Annotated in this window: 21 protein-coding genes; 9 read left to right on the forward strand and 12 right to left on the reverse strand. The window is 63.2% G+C overall.

Going from position 1 to position 25,739, the window contains the following annotated elements; all coding sequences use genetic code 11:
* Positions 1-107 precede the first annotated feature (107 nt).
* Genes CR917_RS17835 through fabI form a run of 6 tightly spaced genes read left to right on the forward strand, consistent with a single transcriptional unit; the run spans position 108 to position 8,320 of the window.
* Positions 108-1,940 (forward strand): extracellular solute-binding protein, encoded by a 1,833-nt coding sequence (locus tag CR917_RS17835; protein ID WP_054915278.1) that lies wholly within the window; start codon positions 108-110, stop codon positions 1,938-1,940.
* On the forward strand, positions 1,937-3,799 hold the full coding sequence (locus tag CR917_RS17840; protein WP_104572742.1) for an extracellular solute-binding protein: 1,863 nt from the start codon (positions 1,937-1,939) through the stop codon (positions 3,797-3,799). The genes CR917_RS17835 and CR917_RS17840 overlap by 4 nt, the downstream gene beginning before the upstream one ends.
* A gap of 1 nt (position 3,800) precedes the next feature.
* Positions 3,801-4,874 (forward strand): microcin C ABC transporter permease YejB, encoded by a 1,074-nt coding sequence (locus CR917_RS17845; protein WP_043864486.1) that lies wholly within the window; start codon positions 3,801-3,803, stop codon positions 4,872-4,874.
* 1 nt (position 4,875) lies between these two features.
* A complete protein-coding gene (locus CR917_RS17850) occupies positions 4,876-5,895 on the forward strand; it encodes an ABC transporter permease (RefSeq protein WP_043864487.1) in 1,020 nt (339 codons plus the stop codon).
* 1 nt (position 5,896) lies between these two features.
* Complete coding sequence (locus CR917_RS17855; protein WP_043864488.1) at positions 5,897-7,507, forward strand: ABC transporter ATP-binding protein; 1,611 nt, start codon at positions 5,897-5,899, stop codon at positions 7,505-7,507.
* Positions 7,508-7,525: 18 nt separating this feature from the next.
* Positions 7,526-8,320: an enoyl-ACP reductase FabI gene (fabI, locus tag CR917_RS17860; protein ID WP_043864489.1), complete on the forward strand. Its 795-nt coding sequence runs from the start codon at positions 7,526-7,528 to the stop codon at positions 8,318-8,320.
* A 195-nt stretch (positions 8,321-8,515) separates the two neighbouring features.
* On the opposite strand, the gene CR917_RS17865 is transcribed toward fabI, so the two are convergent.
* The 7 genes from CR917_RS17865 to CR917_RS17895 form a co-directional block, all read right to left on the reverse strand.
* Entirely contained in the window at positions 8,516-10,387 is a 1,872-nt protein-coding gene (locus CR917_RS17865) for a SurA N-terminal domain-containing protein (protein WP_104572743.1), read from the reverse strand.
* A gap of 196 nt (positions 10,388-10,583) precedes the next feature.
* A complete protein-coding gene (locus CR917_RS17870) occupies positions 10,584-10,856 on the reverse strand; it encodes an HU family DNA-binding protein (RefSeq protein ID WP_003183171.1) in 273 nt (90 codons plus the stop codon).
* Between the two features lie 146 nt (positions 10,857-11,002).
* Positions 11,003-13,399 (reverse strand): endopeptidase La, encoded by a 2,397-nt coding sequence (gene lon / locus CR917_RS17875; protein ID WP_043864491.1) that lies wholly within the window; start codon positions 13,397-13,399, stop codon positions 11,003-11,005.
* Between the two features lie 152 nt (positions 13,400-13,551).
* On the reverse strand, positions 13,552-14,835 hold the full coding sequence (clpX, locus tag CR917_RS17880) for an ATP-dependent Clp protease ATP-binding subunit ClpX (protein WP_043864492.1): 1,284 nt from the start codon (positions 14,833-14,835) through the stop codon (positions 13,552-13,554).
* 105 nt (positions 14,836-14,940) lie between these two features.
* The gene (gene clpP / locus CR917_RS17885) at positions 14,941-15,576 is read right to left on the reverse strand and encodes an ATP-dependent Clp endopeptidase proteolytic subunit ClpP (RefSeq protein WP_043864493.1); all 636 of its coding nucleotides are present in this window, start codon (positions 15,574-15,576) and stop codon (positions 14,941-14,943) included.
* 91 nt (positions 15,577-15,667) lie between these two features.
* The gene (tig, locus tag CR917_RS17890) at positions 15,668-16,978 is read right to left on the reverse strand and encodes a trigger factor (RefSeq protein ID WP_043864494.1); all 1,311 of its coding nucleotides are present in this window, start codon (positions 16,976-16,978) and stop codon (positions 15,668-15,670) included.
* A 263-nt stretch (positions 16,979-17,241) separates the two neighbouring features.
* Positions 17,242-17,547, reverse strand: coding sequence for a DUF6388 family protein (locus CR917_RS17895; RefSeq protein ID WP_043864495.1), 306 nt, complete (start codon positions 17,545-17,547; stop codon positions 17,242-17,244).
* A gap of 226 nt (positions 17,548-17,773) precedes the next feature.
* Here CR917_RS17895 and CR917_RS17900 point away from each other — a divergent pair, with 226 nt between their 5' ends.
* The 3 genes from CR917_RS17900 (at position 17,774) to CR917_RS17910 (ending at position 21,209) form a co-directional block, all read left to right on the forward strand.
* Positions 17,774-19,603 (forward strand): SLC13 family permease, encoded by a 1,830-nt coding sequence (locus CR917_RS17900; protein WP_100633184.1) that lies wholly within the window; start codon positions 17,774-17,776, stop codon positions 19,601-19,603.
* A 143-nt stretch (positions 19,604-19,746) separates the two neighbouring features.
* Positions 19,747-20,265: a sigma-70 family RNA polymerase sigma factor gene (locus CR917_RS17905; protein WP_043864497.1), complete on the forward strand. Its 519-nt coding sequence runs from the start codon at positions 19,747-19,749 to the stop codon at positions 20,263-20,265.
* On the forward strand, positions 20,262-21,209 hold the full coding sequence (locus CR917_RS17910) for a FecR domain-containing protein (protein WP_058541307.1): 948 nt from the start codon (positions 20,262-20,264) through the stop codon (positions 21,207-21,209). The genes CR917_RS17905 and CR917_RS17910 overlap by 4 nt, the downstream gene beginning before the upstream one ends.
* A 13-nt stretch (positions 21,210-21,222) precedes the next feature.
* On the opposite strand, the gene CR917_RS17915 is transcribed toward CR917_RS17910, so the two are convergent.
* The 5 genes from CR917_RS17915 to CR917_RS17935 are packed head-to-tail and all read right to left on the reverse strand — an operon-like array spanning position 21,223 to position 25,733.
* On the reverse strand, positions 21,223-21,987 hold the full coding sequence (locus CR917_RS17915) for an ATP-binding cassette domain-containing protein (RefSeq protein WP_043864499.1): 765 nt from the start codon (positions 21,985-21,987) through the stop codon (positions 21,223-21,225).
* A complete protein-coding gene (locus tag CR917_RS17920; RefSeq protein ID WP_054915286.1) occupies positions 21,988-22,998 on the reverse strand; it encodes an iron ABC transporter permease in 1,011 nt (336 codons plus the stop codon). It abuts the gene before it with no gap.
* Positions 22,995-23,777, reverse strand: coding sequence for a hemin ABC transporter substrate-binding protein (locus CR917_RS17925; protein WP_052504327.1), 783 nt, complete (start codon positions 23,775-23,777; stop codon positions 22,995-22,997). The genes CR917_RS17920 and CR917_RS17925 overlap by 4 nt, the downstream gene beginning before the upstream one ends.
* Before the next feature lie 50 nt (positions 23,778-23,827).
* Positions 23,828-24,772: a ChuX/HutX family heme-like substrate-binding protein gene (locus CR917_RS17930; RefSeq protein WP_158255596.1), complete on the reverse strand. Its 945-nt coding sequence runs from the start codon at positions 24,770-24,772 to the stop codon at positions 23,828-23,830.
* Between the two features lie 28 nt (positions 24,773-24,800).
* On the reverse strand, positions 24,801-25,733 hold the full coding sequence (locus CR917_RS17935) for a ChaN family lipoprotein (protein ID WP_104572745.1): 933 nt from the start codon (positions 25,731-25,733) through the stop codon (positions 24,801-24,803).
* Positions 25,734-25,739: the final 6 nt, after the last annotated feature.

The following is a 25,739-nucleotide window of genomic DNA, read 5'->3' on the forward strand; positions in this document are numbered from 1 at the left end:
GCCTGCCTGGCCGCGGCCCCGGCGATCTCCGGGGCTGCTCTTTTTCCTGCCGATACAAGCTGTTACTGTAGCCGGAATAAAGCCCAAGCCCGGATCGGATCGCCGACTTGATACGTCCCCTCCTGTTGCTGTCATTCAGCCTGGCCTTGAGCTTTCCCGCGGGCGCGACCATCAGCGAAAGTCACGGTTACGCCCAGTTCGGCACGCTCAAGTACCCAGCCAAATTCACCCATTTCGATTGGGTAAATCCGCAAGCGCCCAAAGGCGGCACCTTGCGCGCCATGGCATTCGGCACGTTCGATACCCTCAACCCCTATACCTTCAAGGGCTCAAGCCCGGTCACCACGCCCAACTTCCTGCAGTACGGGGTGAACGAGCTGAACGAGACCCTGATGGTCGGCACCGGCCAGCGCGACCCCTCGGGCGATGAAGCCACCTCCAGCTACGGGCTGATCGCCCGTTCGGTGGAGTACAGCGAAGACCGCAGCTGGGTGGTGTTCAACCTGCGTCCCGAGGCACGCTTTCACGATGGCCGGCCGATCACCGCCGCCGACGTGGCGTTCTCCTACCGCACCCTGCTCAAGGAAGGCCACCCGCTCTACCGCACCAACCTGCAGGAAGTGCAGCGGGTCGACATCCTCAACCCCAAGCGCATCCGCTTCGTGTTCAAGCGTGCCGGCAACCCGCTGCTGATCTTGCGCCTGGGCGAAATGCCGGTGCTGCCCCAGCATTACTGGAAAGGCCGCGACTTCAAGGCCACTACCTTCGAGCCGCCACTGGGCAGCGGCCCGTACCGCATCACCCAGGTACAGCCAGGTCGAAGCCTGGTGTTCGAGCGGGTCAAGGACTACTGGGGCAAGGACCTGGCAGTCAACCGCGGCAAGTACAACTTCGACCGCGTCGAGTTCGAGTTCTACCGCGACAGCGATGTGGCCTTCGAGGCATTCAAGGCGGGTGAATTCGATGTCTACATCGAGCACCAGGCCAAGAACTGGGCCACCGGCTACAACTTCCCCGCTGTGCGTCGTGGCCAGGTGATCCAGGCGCAGATCGCCCACCAGATCCCGACCCAGACTCAGGGGTTGTTCATGAACAGCCGGCGCGCCGCCTTCAGCGACGACCGCGTGCGCCAGGCGCTGGGCCTGATGCTGGACTTCGAATGGACCAACCGCACCCTGTTCAGCAGCGCCTACAAGCGCGCCAGCAGTTACTACCCCAACAGCGAGTTCAGCGCCACCGGCCTGCCGGTGGGCAAGGAGTGGCTGCTGCTGGCGCCGTACCGCGACCAACTGCCTGCCGCCCTGTTCACCCAGCCCTACAGCGTGGGCAAGACCAACGGGCGCGGTATCGACCGCGATACCCTGCGCCAGGCCCTCAACCTGCTCGGCCAGGCAGGCTGGAAGCTCAGCGGCCAGCGCCTGCTCAACAGCAACGGGCAGCCGCTGAAGCTGGAAATTCTGCTGGTGAACCCGAACCTGGAGCGGATCCTGCAACCTTATGTCGAAAATCTTGCCAGCATCGGTATCGACGCGCGCTTGCGCACGGTAGACCGGGCCCAGTACAAACAACGGCTGGACCAATTTGATTTCGACATGATTCTGATGACCCTGAACCAGACCCTGAGCCCGGGCCTTGAGCAGTGGCTGTATTTTCATTCCAGCCAGGCCGCCACCAAAGGCAGCAAGAATTACGCGGGTGTGAAGAGCCCGGTGGTCGACCACCTGCTAGAGTCCCTGCTCAATGCACAGAGCCGCGACGACCAGGTGGCTGCGGCGCGCGCCCTCGATCGAGTGCTGCTATGGCAGCACTACATGGTTCCCAACTGGTATCTCGACTATCACCGCCTGGCCTACCGCAACCGGTTTGCCTTTGTCGCCACGCCGCCCTACACCCTGGGGCTGAACAGCTGGTGGCTCAAGCCCACGGAGAACGCCCAATGATGCCATTGCCGTGCCTGCGCCTGATCGCAGGCGGCCTGCTGCTGGCCAGCCTGAGCCTTCAGGCCCTGGCCGCCCCGCAACATGCAGTGACCCTCTACGACGAAGCGCCCAAGTACCCGGCCAACTTCAAGCATTTCGACTATGTGAACCCCGACGCGCCCAAGGGCGGCACCTTTCGCGTCAACGGCTCCGGCAGCTTCGACAGCCTCAACCCCTTCATCAACAAGGGCGTGCCGGCCGACAACATCGATCTGGTATACGACACCCTGGCGCGCAACAGCCTTGATGAGCCATTCACCGAATACGGGCTGCTGGCCAGGCAGATCGAAAAAGCCCCCGACAACAGCTGGGTGCGCTTCTACCTGCGCCCCGAGGCGCGCTTTCAGGATGGCCATCCGGTTCGTGCCGAAGACGTCGTGTTCACCTTCAACACCCTGGTCACCAGCGGCGCACCGCTTTACCGCGCCTACTATGCCGACGTCGACGAAGTGATCGCCGAAGACCCGCTGCGTGTGCTGTTCAAGTTCAAGCACAAGGGCAACCGTGAACTGCCGCTGATCCTCGGCCAGTTGCCGGTGCTGCCCAAGCACTGGTGGGCCACCCGCGACTTCACCAAAGGCAACCTGGAGATCCCCCTGGGCAGCGGGCCGTACAAGGTCGCCGAGGTCAAGGCCGGGCGCTCGGTCCGCTACGTGCGCGACCCCAACTACTGGGGCAAGGACCTGCCGATCAACCGCGGCTTCTACAATTTCGACACCATTCGCGTCGACTACTACCGCGACAACACCGTGGCGCTCGAGGCGCTCAAGGCCGGCCAGTTCGACTACTGGCTGGAGGTCAGCGCCAAGAACTGGGCCACCGCCTACAACATCCCGGCAGTTCGCCAGAACCGCCTGATCCGCGAAGAGATCGCCAACGGCAACCCGACCGGCATGCAGGGCTTCGTGTTCAACCTGCGCCGCCCGATCTTCCAGGACGTGCGCGTGCGTGAGGCACTGAGCCTGCTGCTGGACTTCGAGTGGACCAACAAGCAGCTGTTCAATGGCGCCTACACCCGCACCACCAGCTACTTCGAAAATTCCGACATGGCGGCCAGCGGCCTGCCGGATGCGGCCGAACTGAAACTGCTGGAACCGCTGCGCGGGCAGATCCCCGACAAGGTGTTCACCGAAGCGTTCAAGAACCCGGTCACCGATGGCAGCGGCATGATCCGCGAGCAGCAACGCCAGGCCTACAAGCTGCTGCAGGAAGCCGGCTGGCGCATCCAGGACGACAAGATGGTGGATGCCCAGGGCAAGCCGGTGGTGATCGAGTTTCTGCTCGCCCAGACCGAGTTCGAGCGCATCCTGCTGCCCTACAAGCGCAACCTGGCCGACCTGGGCATCGAGCTGAACATTCGCCGGGTGGACGTATCGGAGTACATCAACCGCCTGCGCTCGCGCGACTTCGACATGATCGTGGGCGGCTTCCCGCAATCCAACTCGCCGGGCAACGAGCAACGCGAGTTCTGGCAGAGCGCGAGCGCCGACAAGCCCGGCAGCCGCAACTTCATGGGCCTCAAGGACCCGGCCGTGGACACCCTGGTGGACGGCCTGATCAATGCCGACTCGCGCCAGAGCCTGATCGAACACACCCGTGCCCTGGACCGCGTGCTGCAGTGGGGCTACTACGTGGTACCCAACTGGCACATCAAGACCTGGCGCGTGGCGTACTGGAACCATATCGGCCACCCGGCCACGCCGCCCAAGTACGACATCGGCATCAACACCTGGTGGATCAAGCCGGACGTGAAACCGGTGGTGCCGGGGGCCGCAGATGCCGCCCCAGCCGATGCTGCTCCAGCGGGCGAGGCACCTTGACATGCTGGCCTATATCTTTCGCCGCCTGTTGCTGATCATCCCCACCCTGCTGGGTATCCTGATCATCAACTTCGTGATCATCCAGGCCGCGCCCGGCGGCCCGGTGGAACAGATGATCGCCAAGCTCGAGGGCTTCGACGGCGCCACCAGCCGCATCGCCGGTGGCGGTTCGGAAGTATCCGTGGCCGGCTCCAACTACCGTGGCGCCCAGGGCCTGGACCCTGCCCTGGTCAAGGAAATCGAGCGCATGTACGGCTTCGACAAGCCGGCGCCGGAACGCCTGTGGATCATGATCAAGAACTACGCCCGGCTGGATTTCGGCGACAGCTTCTTCCGCGACGCCAAGGTCATCGACCTGATTGCCGAGAAGATGCCGGTGTCGATCTCGCTGGGGCTGTGGAGCACGCTGATCATGTATCTGGTGTCGATCCCCCTGGGCATCGCCAAGGCCACGCGGCACGGCAGCCACTTCGACGTGTGGACCAGCTCGGCCATCATCGTCGGCTATGCGATCCCGGCATTCCTGTTCGCCATCCTGCTGATCGTGCTGTTTGCCGGCGGCAGCTATCTGGACTGGTTCCCCTTGCGCGGGCTCACCTCGAACAACTTCGATGAACTGAGCACCACGGGCAAGATCCTCGATTACTTCTGGCACCTGACCCTGCCGGTGACCGCGCTGGTGATCGGCAACTTCGCCACCATGACCCTGCTGACCAAGAACAGCTTCCTCGACGAGATCAACAAGCAGTATGTGATCACCGCCAAGGCCAAGGGCCTGAGCCCCAACCGGGTGCTCTACGGGCACGTGTTTCGCAACGCGATGCTGCTGGTGATCGCGGGCTTCCCCTCGGCATTCATCGGCATCTTCTTCACCGGCTCGCTGCTGGTGGAGGTGATCTTCTCCCTCGACGGCCTGGGCCTGATGAGCTTCGAGGCGGCCATCAACCGCGACTACCCGGTGGTGTTCGGCACGCTGTTCATCTTCACCCTGCTGGGCCTGGTGGTGAAGCTGATCGGTGACCTGACCTACACCCTTGTCGATCCGCGTATCGACTTCGACAGCCGGGAGCACTGAGATGACCCTATCCCCTCTCAACCGCCGCCGCTTCGAACGCTTCAAGGCCAACCGCCGAGGCTGGTGGTCGCTGTGGCTGTTCCTGATCCTGTTCGGGCTGAGCCTGGGCGCCGAGCTGATCGCCAACGACAAGCCGCTGGCGGTGCGTTACGACGGCGAATGGTACTTCCCCGCCCTCAAGCGCTACCCCGAGACCACCTTCGGCGGCGAGTTCCCGCTGGAGGCCAACTACAAGAGCCCGTACATCCGCGAGTTGCTGGCAGCCAAGGACAGCTGGGTGCTGTGGGCACCGATCCCGTTCAGCTACCAGAGCATCAACTACGACCTGAAGGTGCCCGCCCCGGCCCCGCCCTCGGCGCAGAACCTGCTGGGCACCGACGACCAGGGCCGCGACGTGCTGGCGCGGGTGATCTACGGTTTTCGCATCTCGGTGCTGTTCGCCCTGACGCTGACGGTGTTCAGCTCCATCATCGGGGTGATCGCAGGCGCCCTGCAGGGCTTCTATGGCGGCTGGGTCGACCTGGCCGGGCAGCGCTTTCTGGAGATCTGGTCGGGGTTGCCGGTGCTGTACCTGCTGATCATCCTGGCCAGTTTCGTGCAGCCCAACTTCTGGTGGCTGCTGGGCATCATGCTGCTGTTCTCGTGGATGAGCCTGGTGGACGTGGTGCGCGCCGAGTTCCTGCGCGGGCGCAACCTGGAATACGTGCGCGCGGCGCGGGCGCTGGGCATGCAGAACGGCGCGATCATGTACCGGCACATCCTGCCCAACGCGATGGTCTCGACCATGACCTTTTTGCCGTTCATCCTGACCGGCGCCATCGGCACCCTCACGGCGCTGGACTTTCTCGGCTTCGGCCTGCCACCGGGCGCGCCGTCGCTGGGCGAGCTGGTAGCCCAGGGCAAGTCCAACCTGCAGGCGCCGTGGCTGGGCATGAGCGCCTTCGCGGTACTGGCACTGATGCTCAGCCTGCTGGTGTTCATCGGCGAGTCCGCCCGCGATGCCTTCGACCCGAGGAAATGAGATGAGCAACGACACCTTGATCGAAGTGCGCGACCTGTCGGTGGAGTTCGTCACCGGGGCGCAGCAGCAACGCGTGGTCGAAGGCATCAGCTTCGACATCCGTCGTGGCGAGACATTGGCACTGGTGGGCGAAAGCGGCTCGGGCAAGTCGGTGACCGCGCACTCCATCCTGCGCCTGCTGCCCTACCCGCTGGCCCGCCACCCCAGCGGCAGCATCACCTACGAAGGCCAGGACCTGCTCAAGCTGGAAGAAAAACAGATGCGGCGCATTCGCGGCAACCGCATCGCGATGATCTTCCAGGAGCCGATGACCTCGCTCAACCCGCTGCACAACATCGAGAAGCAGATCAACGAGATTCTCATGCTGCACAAGGGCCTACGCGGGAAGGCGGCCACCGAGCGCACCCTGGAGCTGCTGGAACTGGTGGGCATTCCCGACCCGGTCAAGCGCCTCAAGGCCCTGCCCCACGAGCTGTCGGGCGGTCAACGCCAGCGGGTGATGATCGCCATGGCCCTGGCCAACGAGCCGGAGCTGCTGATCGCCGACGAACCGACCACCGCGCTGGACGTCACCGTGCAGCTGAAAATCCTCGAATTGCTCAAGGACCTGCAGGCGCGCCTGGGCATGGCGCTGCTACTGATCAGTCACGATTTGAACCTGGTGAAAAGAATTGCCCATCGCGTATGTGTCATGCAGCGCGGTTGCATCGTCGAACAGGCGTCGTGTGACGAATTGTTCCGTGCCCCGCAGCATCCGTACACGCAAATGCTGCTCGGTGCCGAGCCCAGCGGCAAGCCTGCCGACAACCCGGTGGGCCCGCCGCTGCTCGAGGTCGAGGACCTGCGCGTGTGGTTCCCGATCAAGAAGGGCCTGCTGCGCAAGACCGTGGACCACGTCAAGGCGGTGGACGGCATCAACTTCAGCCTGCCCCAGGGCCAGACCCTGGGCATCGTGGGCGAGAGTGGTTCCGGCAAGTCTACCCTGGGCCTGGCGATCCTGCGGTTGATCGGCAGCCAGGGCGCGATACGCTTTGAAGGCCAGGCGCTGGACGGCCTGACCCAGCAACAGGTGCGGCCGTTGCGCCGCCAGATGCAGGTGGTGTTCCAGGACCCCTTCGGCAGCCTGAGCCCGCGCATGAGCGTGAGCGATATCGTCGGAGAGGGCCTGCGCATTCATCGGATTGGCACGGAGGCAGAGCAGGAACAGGCGATCATGGAGGCGCTAGAGGAAGTAGGACTGGATCCGCAAACCCGGCACCGCTACCCTCACGAGTTCTCCGGTGGCCAGCGACAACGTATTGCCATTGCCCGGGCACTGGTATTGAAACCGGCGCTGATACTGCTGGACGAGCCCACTTCGGCGCTCGACCGGACCGTTCAGCGCCAGGTGGTGGAACTGCTGCGTACGCTGCAGACCAAGTACAACCTGACCTACTTGTTCATCAGCCATGACCTGGCGGTGGTCAAGGCGCTCAGCCACCAGTTGATGGTGGTCAAGCAGGGCAAGGTGGTGGAACAAGGTCCGGCTACGGGTATTTTCAGCGCCCCGCAACATCCCTATACACAGCAGCTGCTGGAAGCCGCCTTTTTGGCCCCCACAGCTGTCGATTAACCTGAAGAGGAACAACACATGGGTTTTCTCGCCGGTAAGCGCGTACTGATCGTCGGTGTCGCAAGCAAACTGTCCATCGCATCCGGCATCGCTGCCGCCATGCATCGCGAGGGTGCAGAACTTGCCTTCACCTACCAGAACGAAAAGCTCAAGGGCCGCGTCGAAGAGTTCGCCGCTGGCTGGGGCTCCAGCCCTGAGCTGTGCTTCCCCTGTGACGTTGCCAGCGATGAAGAAATCGCCAAGGTCTTCGAAGAACTGAGCAAGAAGTGGGACGGCCTGGACTGCATCGTGCACTCCGTAGGCTTCGCGCCGGGCGACCAGCTCGACGGCGACTTCACCCAGGCCACCACCCGTGATGGCTTCCGCATTGCCCACGACATCAGCGCCTACAGCTTCGTGGCCCTGGCCAAGGCCGGTCGCGACATGATGAAGGGCCGCAATGGCAGCCTGCTGACCCTGTCGTACCTGGGCGCCGAGCGCACCATGCCCAACTACAACGTGATGGGCATGGCCAAGGCCAGCCTGGAAGCCGGCGTGCGCTACCTGGCGCGCAGCCTGGGCCCGGAAGGCACTCGTGTGAACGCCGTTTCGGCCGGCCCGATCCGTACCCTGGCAGCCTCGGGTATCAAGAACTTCCGCAAGATGCTGGACGCCAACGAAGCGCAGACCCCGCTGCGTCGCAACGTCACCATCGACGAAGTCGGCAACGCCGGCGCGTTCCTCTGCTCGGACCTGGCGTCGGGCGTGAGCGGTGAAATCATGTACGTGGACGGTGGCTTCAACACTACCGCCATGGGCGACCTTACCGAGTAAGGTTGGCAGGATGGGAAAAGGCCGCTGATGCGGCCTTTTCTTTTGTCCGGGATCTGGCCATTCTCCGGCAAGGCCGGCTCCTGAAGAGGTTGCGATCCCTGTAGGAGCCGGCCTTGCCGGCGAACGCCCCCGTACAACCAACACAAAAACAGAAAGGGCCGCATCAGCGGCCCTTTCCGTTTACAGCAGCATCACTCAGTAACGGGTGATGTCCGCCTTCTCTTCCAACTGCTTGCGGTATGCAGCGAAGTCCTGCTGGCCAGCACGCGACGCCAGGAAGCGACGGTAGGCCGCCTTCTCTTCGTCACTTGCCGCAGCACCTTCGTTGACGCCGTTCAGGCGCAGGACCACAAAGCTGCCGTCGTTCAAGGTGACGCTACCGAAGGTCGGCTTGTCCTTGGCTTGCGGCTTGCTCATGCGGAACACCGCCTGCAGCTCGGCCGGGTCGATGGCCTCCTGGTTGCGTGTGACCGCTTCCTGGACCTTCCAGCTCTGCCCTTCCTGGCTGGCTGCCAGTTCGACCTTGCCGTCGCGCAGGCCGGCGATCAGCGCCTCGCCCTTGGCCTTGGCCGCCGCACTGGCGTGCTCCCTGGCCAGGTGCTTGCGAATGCTGTCGCTCACCACTTCCAGCGGCAGTTGCTCAGGCTTGCGGTGCTCCTTGACACGGATGACCACGACCGTCTCCGGGTCCAGCTCGATGGCGGTGCTGTTGGCACCCTCTTCCAGCACTTCCGGGCTGAACGCCGCCTTGATCACCGCACGGTTGGCCGTGATGCCATCGCCACCTTCACGACCGAACGGCGCCGAGGTGTTCAGCTTCAGGCCAAGCTCCTGGGCCGGCTGGGCCAGGTCGGAGGCTTCGAACGCCGAGTCCTCCAGCTGCTTGGTCACTTCGACGAAGCGCTGTTCGACCTGCTGGGTCTTGAGCTCGCGGGTCAGCTTGTCTTTCAGGCTGGCGAAAGTCGGCACTTCAGGTGCCTGCACATCCAGCAGCTTGATCAGGTGCCAACCGAAGTCGGTACGCACCGGCGCCGATACCTGGCCCTTGTTCAGCGCATACAGCGCCTCTTCGAAGGCCGGGTCGTAGACGCCCTGGCCGGCATAGCCCAGGTCACCACCCGTGGCGGCAGAGCCCGGGTCCTGGGAGAACTCCTTGGCCAGCTTGGCAAAGTCTTCGCCTTTGTCCAGACGCTGCTTGATCTCTTCGATGCGGGCCTTGGCCTGGGCATCGTCAAGCTTGTCGTTGACTTCGATGAGGATGTGCGCGGCATGACGCTGCTCGGCCAGGTTGGCGATTTCCTTCTGGTACAGCGCCTGGAGCGCCTCGTCGTCGACCTTGACCTGGTCGAAGAACGCGGCCTTCTTCAGCTCGATGTAGTCGATGACCACCTGATCGGGGCTCATGAACTCCTTGGCGTGCTCGTCGTAGTGCGCCTTGATCTCTTCGTCGGTGACCTTGACCGCGGCCGGGTCGGCCTTGAAGGTCAGCGAAGCGAAATCACGGGTCTGCTTCTCCAGGCGGGCAAATGCCTCGACCTGCGAATCGGTAACGAAACCGCTGCCGGCCAGGCCAGCACGCAGTTGGCCGATCAGCATTTCCTGCGCCAGCATGTCGCGGAACTGCAGGCGACCGTAGCCCAGCTGACGAATCACCTGGTCGAAACGCTCGGGGCTGAACTTGCCGTCAACCTGGAACTCCGGCGTTTGCAGGATGACCTGGTCAAGCGCGGCTTCGGAGAAGCTGAACTTGGCATCCTTGGCGCCCTGGAGCAGCAGCTTGCGCTCGATGAGGCCCTTGAGTGCTGCTTCACGCAGCATTTTTTCATCCAGCAGGGAGGCGTCGAAATCCTTGCCCAGCTGTTGCATCAGTTGCCGACGTTGCATGTCGACAGCCTGGCTCAGCTCATTCTGGCTGATGGTGTCGCCATTGACCTTGGCAGCGTCCTGGCTATGGGTGGTGGCCTGGAAGATGGCATCGAAGCCGGTCAGCGCCATCAAGGCCACGATGACACCGATGATGGTCTTGGCAATCCAACCTTGTGAATTGTCCCTGATATTTTGAAGCATGCGTCCCCCAGAAACGGCCGTACTAAATAAACAACCGCGGAGCGTGGGTAGAGTCCTGATAGAAGAAAGGCGCATCCGAGGATGCGCCTTCTCGTAACTGGCGAAGCACACGGGAATCTGTTTTTGCGATTCCCCGTGCTGCGCTACCAGGCCAGGCGAAACCCGACCCGGTTAGGCGAAGCCTGAAAGAGACGCCTTAGTTGACGGCTTCTTTCAGTGCTTTGCCGGCCTTGAAGCCTGGCTTCTTGGCAGCAGGAATTTCCAGAGTCTTGCCGGTTTGCGGGTTGCGACCGGTACGGGCAGGACGATCGGTTACCGAGAAGGTACCGAAACCGACCAGCACCACGGAATCACCGGCTTTCAGGGCGCCGGTGACGGATTCGATGACTGCGTCCAGCGCACGGCCGGCAGCAGCTTTCGGGATATCAGCAGATGCGGCAATAGCGTCAATCAGTTCCGACTTGTTCACTCTAAGTCCCCTTATCTCTATTTGAGTTTGTTTCTAAGTATGTAATGAAAAGCAAAACGATTGCCGGGTGGCCCACCGACAAGTGGGCGCCGCTTTATAACAAGGGCCCGAATTAACGTCGTGGAGGCCCCCCAGCCAAATACGTACTAATGGGTACTGATTCGTTCCTTGGAATCGCTGTCGCGCTTTTCATCCTTGGCGACAATCTCGGGAGCCACATCTGGCAAGGGCTCCGGGGCGTATTGCAGCGCAATTTGGAGGACTTCGTCAATCCATTTGACAGGTTTAATCTGAAGATCCTGTTTAATATTGTCAGGAATTTCCTTCAGGTCGCGCACATTCTCTTCTGGAATGATCACGGTCTTGATCCCGCCGCGGTGTGCTGCCAGCAGTTTTTCCTTCAAACCGCCAATGGCCAGCACCTGGCCACGCAGGGTGATTTCCCCGGTCATGGCCACATCGGCGCGCACCGGAATCCCGGTCAGGGCCGACACCAGTGCAGTGCACATGCCGATGCCAGCGCTCGGGCCGTCCTTGGGGGTAGCCCCTTCCGGCATGTGAATGTGGGTGTCGCGCTTCTCGTGGAAGTCGGCCGGGATCCCCAGGCTGCGTGCACGGCTGCGCACCACGGTCTGCGCGGCAGTGATCGACTCGACCATCACATCGCCCAGCGAACCGGTCTTGATCAGTTGACCCTTGCCCGGAATCACCGCGGCCTCGATGGTCAGCAGCTCGCCGCCCACCTGGGTCCACGCCAGGCCGGTTACCTGCCCTACCTGGTCCTGCTGCTCGGCCAGGCCGTAGCGGAACTTGCGAACGCCCAGGTAATGCTCGAGGTTGTCACCATCGACCTTGACGGCCACCTGCTTGAGCCCGGCATGTTCCTTGACGACCTTGCGGCAGATCTTGGCGATCTGGCGCTCCAGGCCCCGCACACCGGCTTCGCGAGTGTAGTAGCGGATGATGTCGCGGATGGCGGCAGTGTCGATCTCCAGCTCGCCCTTCTTCAGGCCGTTGGCCTTGATCTGCTTGGGCGAGAGGTACTTGACCGCAATGTTGATCTTCTCGTCTTCGGTGTACCCCGGCAGACGAATCACTTCCATCCGGTCGAGCAGCGCCGGCGGGATATTCATCGAGTTGGAGGTGCACAGGAACATCACGTCCGACAGGTCGTAATCGACCTCCAGATAGTGATCGTTGAAGTTGTGGTTCTGCTCGGGGTCGAGCACTTCGAGCAGTGCCGAGGCCGGGTCGCCACGCATGTCGCTGCCCATCTTGTCGATTTCATCGAGCAGGAACAGCGGGTTGCGCACACCCACCTTGGTCATCTTCTGGATCAGGCGACCTGGCATCGAACCGATGTAGGTACGGCGGTGACCGCGAATTTCTGCCTCGTCACGCACGCCACCCAGGGCCATGCGCACGAACTTGCGATTGGTGGCGCTGGCAATGGATTCGGCCAGGGAGGTCTTGCCCACACCCGGCGGGCCGACCAGGCACAGTACCGGGCCGCGGATCTTCTTCACGCGCTTTTGCACGGCGAGGTATTCGAGGATGCGTTCCTTGACCTCGTCCAGGCCATAGTGGTCGGCATCCAGGATCTCTTCGGCCTTGGCCAGGTCAAGGCGCACCTTGCTCTGCGCCTTCCACGGCACCTGCACCAGCCAGTCGAGGTACGAGCGCACCACGGTGGCTTCAGCCGACATCGGCGACATCTGCTTGAGCTTGTTCAGCTCGGCCTGGGCCTTGGCGTAGGCATCCTTGGGCAGGCCGGCAGCGTCGAGGCGCTTTTTCAGCTCTTCGACTTCGTTGTGGCCTTCGTCGCTGTCGCCGAGCTCTTTCTGAATGGCCTTCATCTGCTCATTCAGGTAGTACTCGCGCTGGCTGCGCTCCATCTGCTTCTTGACCCGACCACGGATGCGCTTCTCGACCTGCAACAGGTCGATTTCGGCATCCAGCAAGGCCAGGACGTGCTCGACCCGGGCGCCCAGGTCGATGATTTCGAGAATTTCCTGCTTCTGCTCGATCTTCAGGGCCATGTGGGCGGCCATGGTGTCGACCAGGCGCCCCGGCTCGTCGATGCTGTTGAGCGACGAGAGGACTTCAGCGGGGACCTTCTTGCCCAGCTGCACATACTGTTCGAATTGCGACAGCAGGCTGCGCACGAAGACTTCGGACTCGCGATCGGCGGCCTCGACTTCGTCGATCAGCGCCACATCGGCGCGAATATGCCCGTCGACTTCGACAAAGCGCTCAACCGCACCGCGCTGCTCGCCCTCGACCAGCACCTTGACGGTGCCATCGGGCAGTTTGAGCAGTTGCAGTACGGTTGCGATGGTGCCGACACGGTACAGGGCATCTTCACCTGGATCGTCATCAGCTGGATTCTTCTGGGCCAGCAGGAGGATCTGCTTCTCGCCCGTCATCGCGGCCTCGAGGGCCTCGATGGACTTTTCACGCCCCACGAACAGCGGGATGACCATGTGCGGGTAAACGACGACATCGCGCAATGGCAAAAGAGGCAAGTCGAGGGTTGTCTTCATGATTTCGCCTCTACAGCGGCCTTATGGCCGTAATCCGATGGAAATTTGAGCATGGAGTTAATGTGGGGGCAGGCCCGCAAAAAAACAAGCTCTGCGACAGGAAAAGCAAAGGGGCCCGTAGGCCCCTTGCTGGTTTGCTGCCGTCACCCGACTCAGGCGTCGGGTGCAGCCTTGGCTTGCGGCTCGCTGTTCTCGTAGATCAACAGCGGCTTGGACGAGCCATCGATGACGCTCTCGTCGATCACCACCTTGCTGACATCCTTCTGCGAAGGAATCTCGTACATGGTGTCGAGCAGGATGCCTTCGAGAATCGAACGCAGGCCACGGGCACCGGTCTTGCGCTCCAGTGCCTTGCGGGCCACCGACTTGAGCGCATCGCTGCGGAACTCCAGGTCGACGCCTTCCATCTCGAACAGCTTGCCGTATTGCTTGGTCAAGGCGTTCTTCGGCTCGGTGAGGATCTGCATCAGTGCAGCCTCGTCGAGCTCGTCGAGGGTTGCCAGTACCGGCAGGCGGCCGACGAACTCGGGAATCAGGCCAAACTTGACCAGATCGTCCGGCTCGACTTCACGCAGCGACTCGCCAACCTTCTTGCCTTCTTCCTTGCTGCGAACTTCCGCACCAAAGCCGATGCCACCGCGGGTGGAACGGTTCTGGATGACCTTTTCGAGGCCCGAGAACGCACCGCCGCAAATGAACAGGATGTTGCGCGTATCGACCTGCAGGAACTCCTGCTGCGGGTGCTTGCGGCCACCTTGCGGCGGTACCGAGGCAACCGTGCCCTCGATCAGCTTGAGCAATGCCTGCTGCACGCCTTCGCCCGAAACGTCACGGGTGATGGACGGGTTGTCCGACTTGCGCGAGATCTTGTCGATTTCGTCGATGTAGACAATGCCCATCTGGGCCTTTTCCACGTCGTAGTCGCACTTCTGCAGCAGTTTCTGAATGATGTTCTCGACATCTTCACCGACATAACCCGCTTCGGTCAGCGTGGTGGCATCGGCAATGGTGAACGGCACATTCAACAGACGCGCGAGGGTTTCGGCGAGCAGGGTCTTACCCGAGCCCGTCGGTCCGATCAGCAGGATGTTGCTCTTGCCGAGCTCGACATCGTCGTTCTTCTTGTCACGTTGGTTCAGGCGCTTGTAGTGGTTGTACACCGCTACGGCCAAGACTTTTTTCGCGCGCTCCTGACCAATGACGTACTGGTCCAGGATGCCGCTGATTTCTTTCGGCGAAGGCAATTTATGCGCGCTGCTCTCGGCCTGGGCTTCCTGCACCTCCTCACGGATGATGTCGTTGCACAGGTCGACGCACTCGTCGCAGATAAAGACCGAGGGGCCGGCAATCAACTTGCGTACTTCATGCTGGCTTTTGCCGCAGAAGGAGCAATAGAGCAATTTGCCGTTGTCCTCGCCGTTACGGGTGTCAGTCATTCGATCGATCCAATCCGGTAGGCTTGCAACACAAGATGAAGGCAATTGCGGGCTTTTTCAAGTCCACAGGTGGCGGGAGGGCCCGCCCACCCGCTTGGCTGCCTATCAAACAGGCCGCTTGTGGAGCACCGAGTCGATCAGGCCGTATTCGGCAGCACGCTCGGCGCTCATGAAGTTGTCGCGGTTGGTGTCACGCTCGATGGTTTCGAGGTCCTGACCGGTGTGATGGGCCAGCAGCTCGTTCAGACGCGAACGGATCTGCAGGATTTCCTTGGCGTGGATCTCGATATCCGAGGCCTGACCCTGGAAGCCACCCAGCGGCTGGTGAATCATCACCCGCGAGTTCGGCAGGCAGAAACGCTTGCCATGGGCACCGGCAGCCAGCAGGAACGCGCCCATGGAGCACGCCTGACCGATGCAGGTGGTGGAAACGTCGGGCTTGATGAACTGCATGGTGTCGTAGATCGACATGCCTGCTGTCACCGAACCACCCGGCGAGTTGATGTAGAGATGGATGTCCTTGTCCGGGTTTTCCGCTTCAAGGAACAGCAATTGCGCTGCGATCAGGTTGGCCATGTAGTCCTCTACCGGGCCGACCAGAAAGATCACCCGCTCCTTCAACAGGCGCGAGTAGATGTCATAGGCGCGTTCGCCACGAGCGGATTGCTCGATAACCATCGGGACCAGGCCGCCTGCGGCCTGGATGTCAGAGCTCTGCTGATAATAAGAATTGCGGGACATGTCCTGCACTCACTCCCAAATAGTCATGTCTTGAATACGCACAAGCCAGCTCGAAGGCTGGCTTGTGGTGTTTTCCTACAAGAGAAGGAAATCAGTCAGCGGCAGGTGCCTGCACCGGCTTGACAGCTTCTTCGTAAGAGACCGATTTGTCGGTCACAGTCGCTTTCTGCAGAACAGTATCCACAACTTGTTCTTCCAGCACAACCGAACGGACTTCGTTCAGCTGCTGGTCGTTCTTGTAGTACCAGGCCACGACTTGCTCAGGCTCCTGGTAGGCCGAGGCCATTTCCTGGATCATTTCGCGAACGCGGTCTTCGTCTGGCTTGAGGTCGAACTGCTTGACCACTTCGGCGACGATCAGGCCCAGCACGACGCGGCGCTTGGCTTGCTCTTCGAACAGCTCGGCCGGCAGTTGCTCAGGCTTGATGTTGCCACCGAATTGCTGAACGGCCTGCACGCGCAGACGGTTCACTTCGTTTTCCAGCAGGGCCTTTGGCACTTCGATCGGGTTGGCAGCCAGCAGGCCGTCCATTACCTGGTTCTTGACCTTGGTCTTGATGGCCTGGCGCAGTTCACGCTCCATGTTCTTGCGAACTTCGGTGCGGAAGCCTTCGATGCCGGTTTCCTTGATGCCGAACTGGGCGAAGAACTCTTCGGTCAGCTCAGGCAGTTTTGGCTCGGAAACGCTGTTGACGGTAACGGTGAACTCGGCGGCTTTGCCAGCCAGGTCCAGGTTCTGATAGTCCTCGGGGAAGGTCAGGTTCAGAACGCGCTCTTCACCGGCCTTGGCGCCGACCAGACCTTCTTCGAAGCCTGGGATCATGCGGCCGGAACCCAGCACCAGCTGGGTGCCCTGGGCCGAACCACCGGCGAACACTTCACCGTCGACCTTGCCGACGAAATCGATGTTCAGCTGGTCTTCATTCTGGGCAGCACGATCGGTCGCTTCAAAGCGAACGTTCTGCTTGCGCAGCACTTCCAGCATGTTGTCCAGGTCGGCGTCAGCCACTTCGGCGCTCAGGCGCTCGACGTTGATCGACTCGAAACCGGCAACGGTGAACTCAGGGAACACTTCGAAGACGGCAACGTATTCCAGGTCCTTGCCCGCTTCGAGCGACTTCGGCTCGATCGACGGCGAACCGGCCGGGTTCAGCTTCTGCTCGACCACAGCTTCGTAGAAGGAGGACTGGATCACATCGCCTACTGCTTCCTGGCGAGCGTCAGCACCGAAACGGCGCTTGATTTCGCTCATTGGAACTTTGCCTGGACGGAAGCCAGCGATCTTGGCCTTTTGGGCGGTCTGCTGCAGACGCTTGTTGACCTGGCTCTCGATACGCTCAGCCGGCACGGTGACGCTCATGCGGCGCTCGAGAGCGGAAGTATTTTCAACAGAAACTTGCATGGATATTCCTCGTTGCACAGACGTTAGCCGGCGATACCGACTCCAGAATCAAGGGCAAGCATTCTAGTGACTCAAACACCAGAAGTCACCCCGTTCAAATCAAGGAGAACAGGCCGCGGCACATTTGAATTTCGCACAACTGCCCCGAAGCCTCTTGCCCGGGCGCCGGAACCCGCCGTTGAAGGCGTTGCGGCCTGACCGGCGGGCATCCCGATGCCCAGTGGAGGCTATGGAACAGAAACTTTTCAACACACTACCGCGCCTCAGGGCGCAGCATCTTCAATTTCGTTGAACTCGCAGTATTCCTGCCAGCTCAGGCCCAATGCCTCGGCCACTTCGCGGTGCACTTCAAGACGCATCTCGCGCAGTTGTTCGGGCGACTCGGCAATCAACTCCAGGGTCAACTCCCAGGATTGAAGGCCACGCTCCTGCGCCTGGTCATCGAACGCCCACTGGATCTGCTGCTGTTGCTCGTGGGCATTGAGCCCGGCTATCTCTTCGAGCAACTGCGGGTTTGCCTGGGCAAACCGCTCTAGCGCGACCGCCTGGCGTGATTCTTTTGCAATCATGGTGCATTCCTTCCTGCGGCCGATAACCCGGCCACTGCTTCAACCGCCTGAAATCTATCAGCTTTGGCTTATTTGTCACTAGCCAGGGTGACATCGGTGACAGGTGAACAGCAGAATGCCGCGCACCTTAACATCTGGCCCTGTGCCACCCAAGCGCTGCAGCAAATCAACAAACGGCCGCCCGGTTTCTGCCAGACTCACCGGCGTCTTCTTTACGGATACCTGCATGAATCACGAATTGTTCTGGGTCCTTGGCCTGCTGTTCAGCGCCGTCGCGCTGTTTGTCATCAATCGCCCGCGCATGGACGTGGTGGCGCTGCTGGTGATCGTCGCCCTGCCCCTGCTCGGCATCCTGAGCGTGCAGGAAGCCCTGGCCGGCTTCAGCGACCCCAACGTGGTGCTGATTGCCGCGCTGTTCGTGATCGGCGAAGGGCTGGTGCGCACCGGCATCGCCTACCGCATCGGCGAGTGGATGGCCGAGCGCGCCGGCAACAGCGAAACTCGCCTGATCGTGCTGCTGATGGTGTCGGTGGCAGGCCTGGGCTCGGTGATGAGTTCGACCGGCGTGGTGGCGATCTTCATCCCGGTAGTACTGAGCATCGCCGCACGCATGAAGGTGTCGCCCAGCCGCCTGATGATGCCACTGGCCTTCGCCGGGCTGATCAGCGGCATGCTCAGCCTGGTGGCCACGCCCCCCAACGTGGTGGTGCACAGCGAGCTGGTACGCCACGGTGAAACCGGTTTCAGCTTTTTCAGCTTCACCCCTTTCGGCCTGGTGATCCTGGTGCTGGGGGTGGGCTACATGCTGCTGACGCGCAACTGGCTGGGCAGCGCGACGCGCAAGGACGGCAGCACCGAAACCCGCCGCACCCTGCTCGACCTGATCATCGACTACAAGCTGGCCGGGCGTGAACGACGCCTGCGGGTCAGGCCCCATTCGCCGCTGATCGGCCACAGCCTGAGCGAGCTGAAGCTGCGCACCGAGCACGGTGCCAACGTGGTCGGCATCGAGCGCCAGCACAAGTTCAGCACCCGCGTGATCAGCCCCGACTCCAGTACCCTGGTGCACGAGGGCGACGTGCTGCTGCTTGACCTGTTCTCGCCCAAGGACGACCTGCGCAGCCTGTGCCAGACCATGCGCCTGGAGCCTCTGCACTTCAAGGCCGCCTACTTCATCGACCAGTCGCGCGAAGTGGGCATGGCCGAAGTGGCGCTGCCACCGGGCTCGCAGTTGATCGGCAAGAACCTGCTGGAGCTGACGTTCCGCAGCCGCTGGGGGCTGAACGTGGTGGGCCTGCGTCGCGACCAGGCGGCCATCGACGAGCAACTGGTGGAAGAAAAGCTCAAGCTGGGCGACACCCTGCTGGTGATCGGCACCTGGAAGGCGATTCGCCAGCTGCAGACGCAACCGCGGGACTTTCTGGTGCTGAGCCTGCCGGCGGAAGTGGACAACGTGGCCCCGGCCCTGAATCAGGCGCCTTATGCGCTGATCAGCCTGGCGGTGATGGTGGGCCTGATGATCAGCGGCCTGGTGCCCAACGTGATTGCCGCGCTGATCGGCTGCCTGCTGATGGGCGCCAGCCGCTGCATCGACATGGAGAGCGCCTACCGGGCGATCCACTGGCAGAGCCTGATACTGATCGTGGGCATGCTGCCCTTTGCCCTGGCGTTGCAGAAAACCGGAGGCATCGCCCTGGCGGTGGACGGCCTGGTGGGCGTGCTGGGCGGTGCCGGGCCCTACGTGATCCTCGCCACGCTGTTTGCGATCACGGCGTTGATCGGGCTGTTCATTTCCAACACCGCAACAGCGGTACTGATGGCGCCGGTTGCGATCACCACCGCACAGCAACTGGGCGCATCGCCCTACCCGTTCGCCATGATCGTGGCGCTGGCCGCATCCGCCGCGTTCATGACGCCGGTGTCGTCGCCGGTGAACACCCTGGTGCTGGGGCCGGGGCAGTATCGCTTCGCCGACTTTGTGAAGGTGGGGGTACCGTTCACGATCCTGGTGATGATTGTGAGCGTGGTGATGGTGCCGTGGATTTTTGCTCTGTAGACGGCGGTGCTGCCTTCGCCGGCCATGCCGGCTCCTGCAGGAGCCGGTTTGGCGGCCACAACTCACTAACAATAATAATTATCATTTGAGAAATAATCTCGTTATACTCCGCAGCCTCATCAGCCCTGCACCGATCGCACTCGATGGAATCCAGCCCACACGCCCCTGCCAGCGCCCATGCGTACCTGCAGACGCTGTACACCGATCACCATCGCTGGCTACGCCAATGGCTGCGCAACCGTATGGGTTGCCCGGAGTCGGCGGCTGACCTGGCCCAGGACACGTTCCTGAGCATCCTGGCCTCCAAGGACCTGTTCAGCATCCGCGAGCCGCGCTCGTTCCTGTCCACCGTGGCGCGACGCCTGATGGCGAACGTACACCGGCGCCGACTGGTGGAGCAGGCCTATCTCGAAGCCCTGGCCAACCTGCCCGAAGCCGTGGAGCCCTCGCCCGAGGTGCGCACCCTGGCCCTTGAAGCCCTGACCCTGCTGGACAGGCTGCTCGACGAGCTGCCGGCCAAGGTCCGCGAAGCGTTTCTGCTGTCGCACCTGCAGGGTCTGAAAATCGCCGAGATCGCCGAGCGCCTGCAAGTCAGCACACGCTCGGTGAAGCTGTACCTGGTGCGCGCCAACCAGCACTGTTTTTTTGCGCAACTGCCATGAGCACACCGCAACCGGCCTTCAAGCCCCGCACCACCCGTGAGGCTGCCCACTGGCTGACCCTGTGGATGGACGGCGACCTGCCGCCCGAGCAGGCCCAGGCCTTTGCACGCTGGCGCGCCGCCGACCCGGACAACGAACGCGCCTGGCTGCATATAGAAAGCCTGCGCGGTCGCCTGGCCGGGCTGGAGCCCACCGCCGGCTACCGCAGCCTCAGTCACGGCGGCAGCAGTCGTCGGCGGGTGGTCAAGGCATTGCTGCTGCTTGCCCTGGCCGGCGGCACCGGCGGCCTGGCCTACCGCGAGCCCTGGCGCAGCGGTGCGGGCCTGGCCTACCACAATGGCGCCAGCGCCCCTCGACACATCACCCTGGCCGATGGCAGCCAACTGACCCTGGATGCCGACAGCACGGTGGAGGTGGACTTCACCCCCACCCAGCGCACCCTGCACCTGCGCAGTGGGCGGCTGCTGATCAGTACCGGGCATGATGACGCGCAGCGCCCCTTCAGCGTGAAGACCGCCCAGGGCAGCGTCCTCGCGCTGGGCACCCGGTTCGTGGTGCAGGTGCAGCCCGAGCGCACCGATGTGCAACTGTTCGAAGGCGCGCTGAAACTCAGCCCGCTGCACACCACGCCACAGCGGCTCAGTGCCGGTGAGCGCACACGCTTTACTGCCATGCGCATCGACGACAGCACCCGGGTGGGCCGCGAGCCTTCATGGGGCGTAGGTGCACTGGAGGCCGACGACATGCGCCTGGGGCACTTCATTGCCGAACTGTCGCGCTATCGCCCCGGCCTGTTGCGCTGCACCAGTGAAGTGGCCGACCTGCGCATCTCGGGGGTCTACCCGCTGGCCGACAGCGATGCGGTACTCGACGCGCTGACCCAGTCGCTGCCGGTCAGCATCAACCGGCGCTCGCGCTACTGGGTCACGGTCAGCGCCCGCTGAGGGAACTGGCCATTCAGCACGCCAACTCGATGCCCACCGCGTGGCCGGGCCCCGCCGTTACACTGACCTGAGCCCCGAACACCGTCTCGATGGTATGTGCATTCAGTACCTGCGCGGGGGTCCCGCTGGCGCACAACCGGCCCTTTTCCATCAGCCACAGCCGGTCGCAGTAGCGCGCCGCCAGGTTGAGGTCATGCAGCACGCACACCACCGCGATATGTGGCAGGCGGGCCAGCCGGCGCAACAGGCGCATCAGATTCTGCTGCTGGCCGATATCCAGCGCGCTGGTGGGCTCGTCGAGCAGCAGCAGGCGCGGCGCCTGGCCCTCGGTGGGGCCCGCAGGGCTGATGGCCAACTGGTTCAGCGCGCGGGCGATGGTCACCCGCTGCAACTCGCCGCCCGACAGCGACAGCACGCCGCGGTCGAGCAGATGAGTGATGTCCATGGCCTCGACGATGCCGGCGCACGGCAACCCGGCATGCCCCTGGCCCAGCTGGATGAATTCGCCGACCTGCCAGTCGAACGCACTGTCCATGTGCTGGGTGACCAGGGCGCGGTTGCGCGCCAGCTGGCGCGGCGAATAGGCGCTCAACGGCTGATCGAGCAGCCGCACTTCGCCGCAGTCGGGCGTGATATAGCCGGAGATCAGCGACAACAATGTGCTTTTGCCTGCGCCGTTGGGGCCGATCAGCCCCAGTAGCTGGCCGCCCTGTATGGCCTCGGTGACCGGGCTGAGGGCAAATGGCCGATGCAGGCCGACAGCGAGAAGATCGAGCATTCAGAACTCCCGGACCTTGCGGCCCAGCAACAACCAGAGAAAGTACGGCCCGCCGATCACGCTGGTGACCAGGCCGACCGGAATCTCGGCAGGGCTGACCAGGCTGCGCGCCAGGGTGTCGGCAAGCAGCAGCAGAATCGCCCCGCACAGCATCGAGGCCGGAATCAGCAGACGGTGGCCCGGCCCGAAGTACAGGCGCAGGCAGTGCGGCACCAGCAGGCCGATGAAGCCGATGATGCCGGTGAGTGCGACGCACAGGCCCACGCCCAGCGAGGAGGCCAGCACAATGCGATTTTTCAGGCGCTCGGCATTGAGCCCCGCCGCATGGGCAGACACCTCACCCAACTGGAACAGGTCCAGGTCGGCGGCGCTGCGCACCAGCACCAGCAAGGTCAACGGCAACACCACCAGCGCTACGCTCAGGGTCGACCACTCGGCACTGCCCAGGCTGCCCATGCCCCACAGGCTCAATTGGCGCAACTGTTCTTCGCTGGCCATGAAGGTCAGCATGCCGCCCACCGCGCCGGTCAGGGTATTGATCACCAGGCCGGCCAACAGCAGGGTGATGGTCGATTCGCGACCCTTGTAGCCGCGCCCGATGCGGAAGATCACCAGCGTTACCAGCAACGCCCCGACAAACCCGGCCAGAAACTGCCCATACAGCTCCAGGCCGGCAAAACGCCCATTGAACAGCACGATCCAGATCGACACCGCCAACCCCGCACCGCTGGCCTGGCCCAGCAGCGTGGGGTCGGCCAGCGGGTTGCGAAACAGCCCCTGCATGGCGGTGCCGCCTGCTGCCAGGGTCGAGCCCACCAGCACCGCCAGCAGCAGCCGCGGCAGGCGTACCTCGCTCCACACTTGCCATTCCAGCGGCGCGGGCAGATGGCCCAGCAGGATGCGCGGCGACAGGCCGATGCTGCCCACCAGCGAACACAGCGCCAGCAAGGCGCACAGGCCGGCCAGCATCAGCAACAGCGTGGGCAATGAGCGGGTGTGCGAGCGCGTCATGGGAACAGCGCCCCGGCATCACGGCGCAGTTGCAGCATGGCCGCCACGGTGCGTGGGCCCAGGTTGAGCAGCGCCTGATCGTCCACCTGCACCAGGCGCCGGTGCTGACCGGCCGGGGTCAGCGCCAGGCCGCCGAGCTTCCACAGGTTGTCCTCGCCGCCCAGGGCCTGCAACCCGGCGCGGCTGATGATCACGAAATCCGGTGCAAGCGACACCATCGCTTCGGCCGCCACCTGCTTGTAGGCACTGAACGGCGCGCAGTTTTCGATGCCCGCCTGCTCCAGTGCGGCATGGGCTTCGGTGCCGCGCCCCATGATCAGCGGGATCATGCCCGCTCGATTGAAGATGAACAGCGCCCTGGGGCCCTTGAGCGGCGCCAGTGCAGCCAACTCGGCGGCCAGACGTTGCTGCTCTGCAACCAGCGGCGGGCTCAGGGTTTCACGGTCGAAGGCCTTGGCCACCTGTTCTATCTTGCGTGGGATATCGGCGATGCGCTTGCCCCTGGGCACTTCGATGACCTCGACGCCCACGGTATCCAGCTGGCGCAGCACCACGGCCGGACGCGCCGCATCGCTGAGCACCACCCGCCGCGGATGCAGGCTCAGGATGCCTTCGGACGACAACTGGCGCAGATAGCCCACCGACGGCAGGCGAGCCACTTCGGGTGGGTAGTGACTGGAATCGTCACGCCCCACCAACCGCGAAGTGGCCTGCAACTGCGCGGCAATCTCGGCCAGGTCGTTGCCGATGACCAATGTGTCGGCCTGATCGGCATGCACGGGCGCTGTACCTATTAAAAGAAGCAGGCACACACTCAGCAGCCGAGCGCTCATTGCCCCGCCTCCAACCGATCGAGCAACTCGCGCCAGGCTGGCTGTTCGGGCTGCCCGGCAGGGCGACGTCCGAACAGTTGCACGATCAGGCGCTGCTCGGCATCGAAGATCTCCAGGCTGTTGACCCCGCCTACGGCATTGGGTTTGTACACGCGCCAGGCTTCGGCTTCGACGGTGTCACGTATGCCGAAACGGGTTGGTGCGGCGTCACCATCACCCGGCATGTCGAACACCAGGCTGTCGCCCTGCCGCGTGGCGCCGTCGAGCTTGCCGGTGTAGATCTGCGTGGAGCCGGGGCTATAGATGAAGACCATCAGTTCCAGCCCGCTGTCGGCCAGTTGCCCGAGCAGCGCCGCAGTGCCCGCGCTGCCGATACGCCGGGCAAACTGCGGGGCCACGCCCTGGTTGCCCTGATAGCGGGTCAGGCCATGACGCTTGAGCAGCGCGAAGTGGTCATGCACATCCCCCATCGCTGCCCAGTCGTCGACCAGCCCGGCGACCTGTACATCAGTTTTGACCAGCGCCTCGCGCGGTGTGAAGTGCGGCTGCTCCAGGCTGCCCTGGGCATACAGCTCGGCCCACGCCTGCAGGTCCGAGCCGGGTAGCGACGTCAGGCGCAACAGCGGCGCGGCATGCCGGTCGAACACCCGCAGCTCGAAATCACCAGCGGCCTGGCCACGGGTGAGGCACAGCCAGTGCCAGGCGCGCAGGTTCAGGCGCAGGTCCAGGCCATCTTCGCCAAGCACCAGACCGACCTGGGCAACATCGTCCGACCGTGGGAAGCGCCCCACCTGGTCGAGGAATGCATGACTGGCCTGGGTCATGACCCTCAGCGGGCCAAGGTGATACAGCCGGGCCGCCACTTCGGCGGCAGGCAGGGCGAGGCTGAGGCAGTCATGCCCAAGGCGTTGGCGGAGGTCGCTGGCAGTAATAGCAGGCATGTGGGGATTCCTTGTGAGCAGAAAAGGTTCAGTGAAGGGCTGGCTGCAAGGGTGCGTCGCAGCTGGCAGCCGCCGGGGCAAGCGCAACGCCGTCGCCGTCCTGGCTGGGCAACAGCCACACGAAGTCGGCATCCTGCACGGCTGGGGCCTGGCCCTCCTCCCCCAGCACCAGCACCTTCAAACCGGGATCGCGCGCGCCATGCCTGAGGTACTGGGGCGCGCCCTGGGACTTGAGGGTGTGCAGCACACCGGCGAACAACAGGCGCGGGGCCGGCGCGGCGTCGAGCACCTGGGCCATGCGCCGGTCGCGACCGTGCTGAATGGCGAGCATGGCGTTCAGTCGCGGCAGGTCGATCTCGCCACAGTGCATCTGCACGATGCGCTGACGCTGCACCTCGGCGATTGCCGCTTGCGGAAACAGGCTGGCCGCATCCGCGGGCGCGTCGGCTGCCACCTGCTTGCGTTCGCGGGAAGACAGGTTGCCGGCCAGCACCGGTGCCGGGGCCTGCATCAGTGCCTGCATCAACGGGCCGTATTGCTCCCAGCTCCAGCGCTCATCCCACTGCATGATCTTGCGCAGACGCGCCAGCCGCACGCGGTTGCCTGCGCCCAGCCACGCCTGCACATCGCCAACCGGGCGCTGCTGATCGCTATCGAGCATCTCGAGCACCACGGCGCCTTGCTTGCGCCGCTCGGCCAGGCCGGTGGCCAGCCACTGCTCGATCAGGTGATGAGCCACGTTGTCGTGGGTCTCCCCCACCATCACCGTGGGGGCTTGCGCCAGTACGTCGAGCAATTGCCCGGCATCGATCTGCTGGCCGCTGCGCACATCAACGATCGCGCCCCAGCCGGGGATGTTGGCTTCGACACGGGCATAGGCGGTCTGGGCCGGCGGCGCATTGACCGTGGCGCAGCCGACGAGCAGGGCAAGGCACGCCCCAAGCAGGCAGTTCGTGTACATGAGAGG

The sequence above is a fragment of the Pseudomonas sp. BRM28 genome (genome assembly GCF_002939405.1).
In the GTDB taxonomy this organism is placed as follows: Bacteria; Pseudomonadota; Gammaproteobacteria; order Pseudomonadales; family Pseudomonadaceae; genus Aquipseudomonas; species Aquipseudomonas palmensis.

What these genes read in the sequence shown, in the direction of transcription:
- CR917_RS17840 (WP_104572742.1), top strand. Translation starts at nt 1,937, where the DNA reads ATGATGCCATTGCCGTGCCTGCGCCTGATCGCAGGCGGCCTGCTGCTG.
- CR917_RS17845 (WP_043864486.1), top strand. Translation starts at nt 3,801, where the DNA reads ATGCTGGCCTATATCTTTCGCCGCCTGTTGCTGATCATCCCCACCCTG.
- CR917_RS17850 (WP_043864487.1), top strand. Translation starts at nt 4,876, where the DNA reads ATGACCCTATCCCCTCTCAACCGCCGCCGCTTCGAACGCTTCAAGGCC.
- CR917_RS17855 (WP_043864488.1), top strand. Translation starts at nt 5,897, where the DNA reads ATGAGCAACGACACCTTGATCGAAGTGCGCGACCTGTCGGTGGAGTTC.
- fabI (WP_043864489.1), top strand. Translation starts at nt 7,526, where the DNA reads ATGGGTTTTCTCGCCGGTAAGCGCGTACTGATCGTCGGTGTCGCAAGC.
- CR917_RS17865 (WP_104572743.1), bottom strand. Translation starts at nt 10,387, where the DNA reads ATGCTTCAAAATATCAGGGACAATTCACAAGGTTGGATTGCCAAGACC.
- lon (WP_043864491.1), bottom strand. Translation starts at nt 13,399, where the DNA reads ATGAAGACAACCCTCGACTTGCCTCTTTTGCCATTGCGCGATGTCGTC.
- clpX (WP_043864492.1), bottom strand. Translation starts at nt 14,835, where the DNA reads ATGACTGACACCCGTAACGGCGAGGACAACGGCAAATTGCTCTATTGC.
- clpP (WP_043864493.1), bottom strand. Translation starts at nt 15,576, where the DNA reads ATGTCCCGCAATTCTTATTATCAGCAGAGCTCTGACATCCAGGCCGCA.
- tig (WP_043864494.1), bottom strand. Translation starts at nt 16,978, where the DNA reads ATGCAAGTTTCTGTTGAAAATACTTCCGCTCTCGAGCGCCGCATGAGC.
- CR917_RS17895 (WP_043864495.1), bottom strand. Translation starts at nt 17,547, where the DNA reads ATGATTGCAAAAGAATCACGCCAGGCGGTCGCGCTAGAGCGGTTTGCC.
- CR917_RS17900 (WP_100633184.1), top strand. Translation starts at nt 17,774, where the DNA reads ATGAATCACGAATTGTTCTGGGTCCTTGGCCTGCTGTTCAGCGCCGTC.
- CR917_RS17905 (WP_043864497.1), top strand. Translation starts at nt 19,747, where the DNA reads ATGGAATCCAGCCCACACGCCCCTGCCAGCGCCCATGCGTACCTGCAG.
- CR917_RS17910 (WP_058541307.1), top strand. Translation starts at nt 20,262, where the DNA reads ATGAGCACACCGCAACCGGCCTTCAAGCCCCGCACCACCCGTGAGGCT.
- CR917_RS17915 (WP_043864499.1), bottom strand. Translation starts at nt 21,987, where the DNA reads ATGCTCGATCTTCTCGCTGTCGGCCTGCATCGGCCATTTGCCCTCAGC.
- CR917_RS17920 (WP_054915286.1), bottom strand. Translation starts at nt 22,998, where the DNA reads ATGACGCGCTCGCACACCCGCTCATTGCCCACGCTGTTGCTGATGCTG.
- CR917_RS17930 (WP_158255596.1), bottom strand. Translation starts at nt 24,772, where the DNA reads ATGCCTGCTATTACTGCCAGCGACCTCCGCCAACGCCTTGGGCATGAC.
- CR917_RS17935 (WP_104572745.1), bottom strand. Translation starts at nt 25,733, where the DNA reads ATGTACACGAACTGCCTGCTTGGGGCGTGCCTTGCCCTGCTCGTCGGC.